Below are 12,202 nucleotides of genomic sequence, written 5' to 3'. Positions count from 1 at the left end.
TGGTGAGATGAATTCCAAATCCTAATGTTTGAGCAGTGTCTTGATTATCTTCTGTCTACATAACGATAGCAATGCCTTTAGCTTAAATTTATTTTATAGCCTTAACACCAGTGTCCTTAATTTTATCACCGATAACTACACCTTTTGCCTTTTTATCTTCTTTGATTGCAAATCACAAATCGTGTCTGCTAATGTAGGCTGTTTCTGTAGTTTCATATATTAAAAATAAGACTTAATGACCCTATACATATGATTAAGCTGATTTAAAACTCTATTTATTACATTTTACCTTGCAACGGTATTCATACTTCTGAAAACCAAAATATGAGATTGGCAACATAAATTATTTTATATATATTCATAAAAGACTTACAATTTTTCACATATAACCTATTATTTAATTTGATATATCTATAATTTAGGGGTTTATATGGATTTTACGAAAACCTTATCGTTATTTTTTCAAAAAGTTTTGATAAATCTGTTAAATATATTATGTTTGTTTTATAATTCTCTAAACCCTAACTAATTAATTTAATTATGAAACAAAATTTATTAACGAAAATTATTTGTGTTATGTTCCTTTTCTTAGGAGGATTACTTCACTCTCAAAGCATTTCAGGTACTGTTAACGATAAGGTCGATACATTACCGGGAGTTAATATATCGGTTAAAGGCACAAATAATGGTGTTCAAACTGACATGGATGGTAGTTACACGCTTAATGACGTGTCTATTGACGATATTATTGTATTTAGTTACTTAGGCTATAAAACACAGGAGGTGATTTATTCTGGACAACTTGTCCTCGATATAACACTACTTGAAGATGCTTCTAAATTAGATGAGATCGTAGTTATTGGCTACGGTACTACAACAGTTAAAGATGCAACAGGTGCTGTCTCCACAGTTTCAGCAAAAGATTTTAATCAAGGTGCTATTAGTTCTCCTGAACAGTTAATCCAAGGTAAATCTGCCGGTGTTCAAATTACACAGTCAAGTGGTGAGCCAGGTGCGGGAATTGTAGTGCGAATTAGAGGAACAGGCTCTGCTAGAGCAAATAACAGTCCTTTATTTGTTATTGATGGTGTACCAGTTTCAAATGAAAGTGTTTCTGCATCGGGAGCTGACATTGGTGTAGGGTCTAGTGGTTCTAGAAATCCATTGAACTTCTTGAATCCGAATGATATAGAAAGTATGAGTATTTTAAAAGATGCTTCTTCTACTGCTATTTATGGGTCTAGAGGAGCGAATGGGGTAGTAATTATTACCACCAAATCAGGAAGATCTGCAGGCACAGAAGGGCAATTTAATTTTTCCTCTAATGTAACTATGTCTGAAACTAGGAATAGGTTTGACCTTTTATCTACGGATGAGTTTGTTCAAAGAGGTGGTGCAGATCTTGGTGGTGCTATTGACTGGCAAGATTTTATATTTAGAACTGTCGTATCAACAGATACGAACTTATCGTACTCTAGGAGTTATGGAAAAGGAAATGTAAGAGCAACCGTAAACTATTCAGATCAACTAGGTATTATAGAAGACACGCAGTTGGAGCGTATTACAGCTAGAGTAAATGCAAACCATCGTTTTCTAAAGGACAAATTAAAAGTTTCTTTTCAAGGAACGTTTTCTAGAATAAATGACCAAGTACCGTTTATAAGTAGGAATTCAGGTAGTACAGGGGATTTATTGGCCGCTGCTTATTACTCAAACCCGACCTTAACTAATAATCCAGATTTTGATACGGCCCCAGATAGAAATCCGGCCAACCTTCTGGAATATTATGATGACAATACAAACACCAACAGATTTTTGGGTAATTTATCTTTAGATTATGAAATCACAAATGAGTTTTCTGCAAAATTGACTTTGGGATTAGACAATTCTACTTCTGAAAGAGGTCAAGTTTTAGGCCCACAAATTCTTGCTGTAGATAATGGTGCAATAGGCAACGGTCGCGCCGCGATTAGTAATTTAGATACACAGAGCCAACTGTTAGAATTTACAGTAAATTATAAGAAAGAGTTTGAAAATTCTAGGTTAGATGCCCTTGTGGGTTTCTCATACCAAGATTTTAATAGAAACGGGCAAAATATTCTGGGCCAAGGGTATAATTCTAGTAGCTTGAGTGATATAAGAGCTATCACTGAGACGGCATACAGTAATACTAGAAATCTCGCTAGAAATTATCAGGCCTATGGTATAGGAACTTTTGAAGGTGGTACAGCAGATGAATTTAGAATACTTAATTTGTTTCCTTCCCTTAACCAATCAACTGCAGGTTTGCCGAGTATACCTATTGATGCGCTTTCGGTTGATACTTTTGACAATACAGATGAATTACAATCCTTTTTTGGACGTGTAAACTATTCGATACAGGATAAATATTTATTTACTGCGACACTTAGAGCAGATGGATCTTCAAGGTTTGGACCTGAGAATCAATACGGGTATTTTCCTTCCGCTGCTTTTGCTTGGAAGTTAAATCAGGAAGATTTTATTAGTGAAGATATGTTTTCTACACTAAAAATGAGATTAAACTGGGGTCTTACAGGTAATCAAGATGGGCTCGGTTATGGCAGTTTTGTAAACAGAACGAGATGGAATACTTTAGGTATTACGCAAAATTCACAACTTACTGCACCAGCCAATGTTGCTGTCGCAGATGCACAACCAGATCTTAGATGGGAAGAAACGACGCAATTTGGTTTTGGAATCGATTTTGGTTTTAAAAATGACCGCTTATCAGGTAGCTTTGATTTCTACCGGAAAGAGACGAGAGATCTCTTGTTAAATTCACCGTCAATTCAACCGGCAATTCAGCCTTTTGTTTTTGACAATATTGACGCCGTACTTATCAATGAAGGTTTAGAACTTGCCATAGATTATGACATTGTGCGCTCTGACATTCTTATATGGAATGCAAACTTTAACATCGCCTACAACAGAAATGAATTGACAGAATATACGGGTCCAGATCTTCAAGCGGGTAATTTGTTTGGTCAAGGTCTAACTGGTGCTACTACGCAAGTATTAACGAATGGTCGGTCATTATTTACCTATAATTTACGTGAGGTAGATGGAACTGAAGTAGCTGCAGACCCTACCATACTCGATAAATCTGGATTACCCGATTTTAACGCTGGATTATCGACAAGTGTTCAATACAAGAATTGGGATGCTTCCGTATTTTTCGCAGGACAGTTTGGACACTACGTGTATAACAATACCGCTAATGCCCTTTTTGCAACTCCTCAGATAGGAAGTAGAAACAATTTACAAAGCGTTGTTGATGATGGTATCGTTTTATCTTCAACCAACCCTAGTACCTTCTTTTTAGAAAAAGGTGATTTTGTAAGATTGCAGTCAGCTCAGATTTCCTATAATTTTCCGCTTAGTGGTGAAGGAGACATTCAAAGTTTACGTGTAAGTGCTAGTGGTCAAAATCTATTCTTAATTACAGGTTACAGTGGATTAGATCCTGAGGTAAGCACTACTAATATTCCAGCTAATGGATTGCCATCCGCTTCTATAGATTATCTAGCTTTTCCAAGACCAAGAACCTTTTCTCTTGGCGTTAATGTTACATTTTAAAAAAAAAATTGATACTCATGAAAAAAATTAAAAAATATTTTTATTTAACGCTTTTACTTCCAGTCGCTTTTTCTTGCACAGATTTGGAAATTGAAGGCACAGATTCACTGATAACAGATGGTTTTGCAGGTGTTTCAGATATTCAAGGTGAAGTGGCTAATATTAGGAACACTATTGCTACAGGAGATTTGGGAAGTCAAAATGGGCTGTATGCTTTAAACGAGGTCTCTTCAGATGAATATGTAGTGGCTACTAGGGGAACAGATTGGGGAGATAATGGTAGATGGTTAGCGATTCATAGACACACATGGGATGCTGACTTACAGGATATAAGATTCTGCTGGGAACAACTTAACAGCGTTACCATTAATGCAACACGTGTTCTTAACGAGAAAAGCATAACTACCTCAGGTGGAGAAATCGTTCAACTTAAAGCAGAAGCTAGCTTTTACAGAGCTTGGGCAATGTCCTGGGTTTTGGATATGTGGCGACAAGTTCCTTTTAGAGATGTAGATTTACCAAATAGTACAATTCCAACGGTGTTTACAGGTCAAGAAGCAATTGATTTTATAGTAGCAGATTTAAACGATGCTATTGCAGGCCTACCAACAGTGACTGCTGGTAGTGGTATAGATTTGAAATCATCGCCTACAAAAGCATCTGCCAATCATTTATTGGCAAAGCTTCATTTGAACAAACACATTTATTTAGGAACAAACGCGGCTGATGCAGATATGCAGGTTGTCATAAGCGCAGTAGATGCAATTACGGCAGACGGCTACGCTTTAGCTGCTTCTGGTGACTTTTTTGATATATTTAGACCTAGTAATGATGTAGAAACCTTATGGTGGTCTCCAGCAGATGCAGGATGGAGAACATGGCTTACCTTACATTACAATCTTAATTCTCCTGATAATGGTGGAGGTGGATGGAATGGCTTTACAACGCTATCAGAATTTTATCAATTATTTGAAGGAGACCCTGACACAAATTATGTGGGCGATGGGCAAGAGGAACGAAGAGGTTTTGTGCCAGATGCAACTACAGCAAATGCTGATAATCTAGGAATAGGCTATGGTTTCTTAATTGGACAACAATACGAAGAAGATGGTACACCGCTAAATGCAAGAGATAATGTAGGTGGTATTCCTTTAGTCTTTACCAAAGAAGTAACCAAAGCAGAATATACGGCTCCTGCTGATAATGCGATATTAGAAACTGATGGAACTAGAATGTTAAAGTACCATCCTAATGAAGTAGGTGGAGCCAACAGAACGCATGTTATTAATTATAGATATGCAGACTCCTATTTAATGAAGGCAGAAGCGATGTTTAGAATGGGTAACGATGCCACAGTTATGATTAATGAGTTAAGAACTATAAGAGGTGCTTCCCCATTGACGACTTTTGGTGAAGCAGAATTATTAGCTGAAAGAGGTAGAGAGATGTACGCTGAATTAGTAAGAAGACAAGACTTGATAAGGTTTGGCCAATACACAAAAGCTTGGAATCTTAAAGAGGCATCAAGTCCAACGTCAATTGTTTTTCCAATACCGATATCTGATGTCCTTGCCAATCCAAATTTGGTACAGAACGAAGGCTACTAAAACTTTGTATATTTTTTTGTTTATTTGAGTCAAAGAGGGTGTTTTAAACACCCTCTTTATTATTTTTAGGAGTTAATAACACTGCTATTTATTTACTTTAAATTTGTATATGAATCTATCCTAGTTATCTATAATTAGTTATTTAAAAAATAGTATCATTGTGTATTAAGCTTTTAATTTTGATGAAGTCATCTATTTAAACAACTTCATATTAGCATATATTTTTTTGAAAACCTAAAAAATAACTTATATCGAGCATTCCAAAACCAATCTCTTTTTTTTAAATAAATCTCAATTTATTACTTGTCAATAAAGGGATTTTGACTAATTTTTCTCCAAATTTTCAAACTTGTAGAGGAGTAAAACTTTAATGTATTTAGTTCATTGTTTATATAATTTTACACGCATGCAATTTATATTAAAAAGGATTTTACCAGTATTAATGATTTCTTTTCTTCTCAACGCTTGTAAAAAAGAACAAGAAATAACGCCCACTTCAGATGAAGTTGAAACTCTATTCACCTTATTAAATTCAGAAAAAACAGGTATCGATTTCTTCAACAAGGTTAAAAACCAAAAGAACTTTAACATCTTTAAATATCGTAATTTTTATAACGGTGGTGGCGTTGCTATAGGAGATATCAATAATGATGGTTTAGCAGATATTTACTTAACTGGTAATATGGTTGCTAACAAATTGTATTTAAATAAAGGAGATTTAGAATTTGAGGATATTTCTAAAAATGCTGGTATTGAGGGTAACAAACCTTGGTCTACAGGGGTTGTGATGGTAGATATTAATACTGATGGATTACTGGACATCTACGTTAGTAATGCAGGTAATATGAAAGGAAATAACCATGACAATGATTTGTATATCAACAATGGAGATTTAACCTTCACAGAAAAAGCAGCAGAATATAACCTCGATAAAACTGGCTTCTCAACACATGCTTCCTTTTTTGATTATGATAAAGATGGCGATCTAGACGCTTATATTTTAAACAATAGTAATATTCCTGTAAGTAGTTTAGGCTATGCAGAACAAAGGGATAAGCGAGCTCAAGATTGGGGAAATGTGCCTGAAATATTTAGAGGTGTTGGAGATATGTTACTCAGAAATGACAACGGGAAATTTGTAGATGTTAGCGAAGAAGCAGGGATATATGGAAGTTTGATTGGCTTCGGTTTGGGCGTCATGGTCACCGACATCAACGGAGATTTGTATCCGGATATATATGTGTCCAATGATTTTTACGAACGCGATTATTTGTACATAAACAATCAAGATGGCACCTTTAAAGAAGAGATCCAAAAATGGACTTCTCACCTTAGCCTTTCTGCTATGGGTGTGGATATAGCCGATATCAATAACGATGGGAATGCAGACATATTTATTACAGATATGTTACCAGAAGCAGACCAACGCGTAAAATCTATAATGGAATTTGAAAATTATAACGTATTTAAATTAAAACAAAGCAAAGGTTTTTCTCAGCAATACATACAAAATACACTTCAGTTAAATAATGGAAACAACACTTTTTCTGAAATCGCCTATTTTAGTGGCGTTGCTAAAACAGATTGGAGTTGGGCAGGTTTGCTCTTTGATATGGATAATGACGGTTACAGAGACATTTTTGTCACCAATGGTATAAATCACGATTTAACCGACTTAGACTTTGTAGATTTTTTTGCTAATGAAATCATTCAAAAAATGGCATTAACAGGGAAAAAACAAGCCATTGATTCTATTATCAGTAAGATGCCTGTAAAACCACAACCTAATTATGCCTATAAAAACAACGGAGACCTTACTTTTAAAAATGCCAATAAAGAATGGGGTTTTGAAATTCCGAGTTTATCCAACGGAGTTGCATATGGTGATTTAGATAATGACGGCGACTTAGATTTGGTGATCAATAATGTGAATATGAAGCCCTTTGTATATCAAAACAATACAGATTCTTTGACAAACAACACCTATTTAAAAATAAAATTAGAAGGAGAAAAAAAGAACAAATTTGCCATTGGGAGTACTGTGAAAATCTATTATGATAACAAAGTGTATGTACAAGAGCAAATACCATCTAGAGGGTTTCAATCCTCTATGGATTATGTGATGACGATAGGCTTAGGCAGCACAAAAATCATTGACTCTTTACGAGTTATTTGGCCAGATGATAAAACACAGAAATTAACTAATATCAAAACAAATGCGACACTAACACTACAGCAATCCAAAGCAACCGAAACTCAAAAGCCCTATCAATTCAAAAAAAATAAAACCTTACTAACAGAAATCAAAGAAAATAAATTTAATAAACACGAGGAAAACAGTCATTCAGATTTTGATTATGAGGGATTGATTGCTAAAATGGTATCGCAAGAAGGACCTGCACTTGCTGTTGGTGATGTTAATAATGATGGAAATGAAGATTTTTATATTGGTGGTGCCAAAGATCAAGCTGGGGTATTGTACTTAAATTTTGGAAATGGTGAAATAGAAAAATCAGACCAAAAAGCTTTTTTAAAAGATGATTTTTATGAAGATACGACCGCTTCTTTTTTTGATGCTAATGGGAACGGTAGCCTTGATTTGTTAATAGGAACAGGGGGTAATGAAAATAGCGAACAAATAAACTATACAGTAAGATTATACTTTAACAATGGAAAAGGTGATTTTGAACTGTCGAAACAAAACTTCCCCTCTCTTAGAAAAAATATAGCAGTAGTTGCTCCGTATGATTTTGATAATGATGGGGATATCGATGTTTTTGTGGGGGCTAGATCTGTAGTAGGAGCCTATGGAATTAATCCTTCACATCAATTTTTAGAAAATAATGGAGATGGAACTTTTGAAGACTCAACCGAAAAAGTGACCTATGAACTAAAAGACGCAGGAATGATTACTGATGCCATTTGGGTAGATATTGATAATGACTCGGTAAAAGACTTAATCACAACATCGGAATGGGATACGCCTAAAATTTATAAAAATAATGGGCGAAGACTCATCAAACAATCTTCTTCTTTAGATAAATTACACGGCATGTGGAACGTCGTAGAAGCAGCTGATTTGGACAAAGATGGAGACATCGACTTTATTTTTGGAAACCAAGGAAACAATACAGCTCATAAAACATCTGAGGAAAACCCTATAAAAATGTGGATGAATGATTTTGACAACAATGGGACTATTGAACAAATCACAACCAACCATCAGGAAGGAAAAGATTATCCAATCCACATGAAAAAAGAACTAACAGGGCAAGTGGTTTCTTTGAAAAAACAAAATTTAAAAGCTTCTGTATATGCCAAAAAGTCGATTGATGAATTATTTGCAAAAGAGAAAGTAGAGAACTCCATTATGAAAAAAAGTAACATTTCAGAAACTATTATAGCTGTTAATGAAGGCAATAATAACTTTACCGTAAAAAAATTACCAAGTAGAGTTCAGTTTTCATGTGTTTGTGGGATCATTTGTGCCGATATAAATAAAGATGGAAATTTAGACCTTATAATGGCTGGAAATAATTTCGAATTTAAACCTCAATATTCTCGTTTAGATGCCAATTATGGATCCGTTTTATTGGGCGATGGAAAATTAGGTTTTACTTGGCAAGACTACAATACGTCAGGTTTTGTAATTAAAAACGAAGTAAAACACTTAAAGACCATCAAAGACAAAGATGGTAAAACCTATGTAATTAGTGCAATTAACAATCAGGCACCAAAACTATTCGCTATCAATGACTAATAATAAATATATCATACTATGCTTAGCGGTTTTATTTATAAGTTGTGACAATGATTTGTTATTTAAAACCACTTCTTCTAAGATCACAGGACTAGCCTTTAGCAATACCATTAGCGAGTCTAACGAGCTGAATATTCTAGATTATCTATACTATTACAATGGAGGTGGTGTCGCTTTAGGCGATATTAATAATGATGGATTGTTAGATGTTTTTCTTTCAGGAAATCAAGTTAAAAACAAACTTTTTATAAACAAAGGAAACTTAAAATTTGAAGAGATTACCCAAAAAGCAAGTGTTGAAGGGAATAGCTCATGGAATACAGGCGCGGTAATGGGAGATGTAAATGGTGACGGTCTTCTAGATATTTATGTCTGTGCAGTGGTGGGTATTAATGGTTTTTATGGTCATAATGAATTGTACATTAATAATGGAGATGAAACATTTACAGAATCTGCTAAAAAATATAAGTTAGACTTTGGTTCTTATAGTTCATCTGCTGCATTTTTAGATTATGATCTTGATGGAGATTTAGATATCTATCTTCTTAACCATGCAATTCATACTCAAGAATCATTTGGAAAAGCGGATTTAAGAAACAAGCGCAATGATCAGACTGGTGATAAATTACTTAGAAATGATGGCGGAACCTTTTCAGATGTAAGCGAAACCGCAGGAATTTTCGGAGGTATAAATGGCTACGGCTTAGCTATTTCCGTAGGCGATTTTAATCAGGATGGATATCCAGATATGTATGTGGGTAACGATTTTCATGAGGATGACTACTACTATATAAATAATAGAGATGGTACATTTACCAACCAATTAAAAGAATATTTTGGACATACCTCTCGTTTTTCTATGGGGAATGATGCCGCTGATATCAATCATGATGGATTGCCAGATATTATTTCTTTGGATATGTTAGCTGAAGATGAAGACGTTTTAAAAAGATCTCAGGGAGATGAAAATATCCAAATTCAAAAAATGAAGATCGAGAAATACGGGTATCATTATCAGTATAGTAGAAACATGCTCTATATAAATCAACAGAATTCAGGATATTTAGAAACCGCTTTATTAAGCGGTATAGCATCAACAGATTGGAGTTGGAGCAGTTTATTTGCGGATTATAATCAAGATGGAGAACAAGATCTTTTTATCTCTAATGGCATTAACAAAAGACCCAACGATTTAGATTACATCAACTTTGTTTCCAGTGATCAAATTCAGAATAAAATAGACAATACAAAATTAGTAGATCAACAAGCATTACAACTAATGCCTTCTGGAGAGGCGCACAACTATATTTTTAAAGGCACCAAAAATTTAGAATTTGAAGATAAATCTAGTACTTGGCTAGATGATAAAAAGGGGATTTCGGGTGCTACGGCAATGGGAGATTTAGATAATGATGGTGATTTGGATTTGGTGGTGAATAACATCAATGAAGAGGTATCCGTGTATGTAAATCAAACCGATGAAAAGGCAAGTTATCTCCAGCTAGAATTCAAATATCCTAAACCCAATACGTTTGGTATTGGGACTAAAGTTTATGCCTATTATCAAGGAACCTTACAATACAAAGAATTGTACACTGTGAGAGGTTTCCAAGCCTCGTCAGAACCGATGGTTCATTTTGGTTTTGGCGATATTTTGAAAATAGATTCTTTAAAAATTGTTTGGCCTGATAAAACCGAGCAAGTTATAAATGATGTAGCTCTAAATCAAAGATTAGTGATCAGCCCAGAAGATACAAAGCCTTTCAAGTATACCTCCTTAGTCTCAAAAACAAAAGCAGTGTTTAAAAAAGTAGATGACAATTTGGGTATCAATTTTACACATGAAGAAGATAATTACATAGATTTTAATCGACAAAAATTAATTCCTTATCAAGTGTCGGATCTAGGACCTGCAACGGCTGTAGGTGATTTAAATAACGACGGGAAAAAAGATGTGTATTTTGGTGGTTCTAAATTTGAATCGTCTAGAATTTTTATGCAAACAGATAGTATGTTTGTAGAAAGAGAAATAAAAACCTTTGCTAAAGATAACAGAAATGAGGACGTTGTTGCGCTTATTGCAGATTTTGATAACGATGCAAAAAATGACTTGATTATTGGTACAGGAGGCGCGGATTTTTATAATAAAAGCACTCCTTTATTAGACACCTATTACACCCAAATTGATACTGGTTTTATAAAACAAGAACTTCCAAAATACTTTGAAAACGCATCAGTTATAAAAGCAAATGATTATGATAGTGATGGAGATTTGGATGTTTTTATTGGAAACAATGCTGTCTCTAACGACTTTGGTAAAATTCCTAATTCATATATTTTAAAAAATGAGAATGGTAAGTTTTCAATTTTAAAAAACCAACTGTTCCAAAATATGGGGATGATTACAGATGCCATTTGGGAAGATTATGATGCAGATGGTTTTACAGACTTAATTCTTGTAGGAGAATGGATGTCGCCTAAATTTTTTAAAAATACCAATGGTAGGTTCATCGAAGAAAAACTTACGGATTCCAAATTAAACGGATTGTGGCAACAAATTATACCTTTTGATATTGATGCCGACGGAGACACAGATTATTTGCTGGGAAATTGGGGAACAAATACTAAATTTAAAGCCTCTAAAGACTATCCATTAAAAATGTATTATGCAGATTTTGATGGAAATGGAAGTACAGAAACTATTGTATGCAACTATAAAAACGGTAATTATTATCCGGTACTAGGGTTGGATGAATTAGCAAGCCAGATCGTAAGTTTAAAAAAGAAATTTACAACCTATAAAAGCTTTGCAGGAATACCGATTGAAGATATTTTTGAGAAATCCGTTTTACAAAATGCGACTGTTTTAGAGGTACATACCTTGGCCTCTGGATATTTAAAAAATGAAAATAATATATATGAGTTTATACCCTTCAAAAATGAATTACAAGTTTCGCCTATTTCGACCTTTTTAAAATATGATTTTAATGGAGATGAAAAGCAAGAAGTATTAGCTGCTGGAAATTATTTCGGTGTTATTCCATTTCACGGAAGATTCGATTCATTTCCTGGCGCATTAATTTATAACGAGACTCACATTGATTTAGGGAGCACTATTGGGTTAGATTTCAGTCAAAAAGCGATTAAAAATTTAAATATTATCACTTTAAAAGGAGTATCATATTTATTAACAACTATTAATAATGATAGTGCGCAAGTATATAAATTAATAAAATAG

General features: G+C 34.3%; 4 protein-coding genes. All 4 read left to right on the top strand.

The window, feature by feature from the left end:
* Positions 1 to 540 precede the first annotated feature (540 nt).
* The 4 genes from P700755_RS06070 to P700755_RS06055 all read left to right on the top strand — a co-directional run bounded on the left by P700755_RS06070 (position 541) and on the right by P700755_RS06055 (position 12,202).
* Positions 541 to 3,597 carry a SusC/RagA family TonB-linked outer membrane protein gene (locus P700755_RS06070; protein ID WP_015023852.1) on the top strand — a complete coding sequence of 1,019 codons (3,057 nt, stop codon included), beginning with the start codon at positions 541 to 543 and terminating at the stop codon, positions 3,595 to 3,597.
* A 17-nt stretch (positions 3,598 to 3,614) separates the two neighbouring features.
* Complete coding sequence (locus P700755_RS06065) at positions 3,615 to 5,204, top strand: RagB/SusD family nutrient uptake outer membrane protein (protein ID WP_015023851.1); 1,590 nt, start codon at positions 3,615 to 3,617, stop codon at positions 5,202 to 5,204.
* 406 nt (positions 5,205 to 5,610) lie between these two features.
* Entirely contained in the window at positions 5,611 to 8,964 is a 3,354-nt protein-coding gene (locus P700755_RS06060; protein WP_041758174.1) for a VCBS repeat-containing protein, read from the top strand.
* Complete coding sequence (locus P700755_RS06055; protein WP_015023849.1) at positions 8,957 to 12,202, top strand: VCBS repeat-containing protein; 3,246 nt, start codon at positions 8,957 to 8,959, stop codon at positions 12,200 to 12,202. Before P700755_RS06060 ends, P700755_RS06055 begins: the two co-directional genes overlap by 8 nt.

Source organism: Psychroflexus torquis ATCC 700755, assembly GCF_000153485.2.
GTDB classification, from domain to species: Bacteria; Bacteroidota; Bacteroidia; order Flavobacteriales; family Flavobacteriaceae; genus Psychroflexus; species Psychroflexus torquis.
The sequence above is the reverse complement of the archived record's forward strand: the minus strand, read 5'-3'. Positions and strand labels throughout refer to the sequence as shown.

What these genes read in the sequence shown, in the direction of transcription:
- P700755_RS06070 (WP_015023852.1), top strand. Translation starts at nt 541, where the DNA reads ATGAAACAAAATTTATTAACGAAAATTATTTGTGTTATGTTCCTTTTC.
- P700755_RS06060 (WP_041758174.1), top strand. Translation starts at nt 5,611, where the DNA reads ATGCAATTTATATTAAAAAGGATTTTACCAGTATTAATGATTTCTTTT.
- P700755_RS06065 (WP_015023851.1), top strand. Translation starts at nt 3,615, where the DNA reads ATGAAAAAAATTAAAAAATATTTTTATTTAACGCTTTTACTTCCAGTC.
- P700755_RS06055 (WP_015023849.1), top strand. Translation starts at nt 8,957, where the DNA reads ATGACTAATAATAAATATATCATACTATGCTTAGCGGTTTTATTTATA.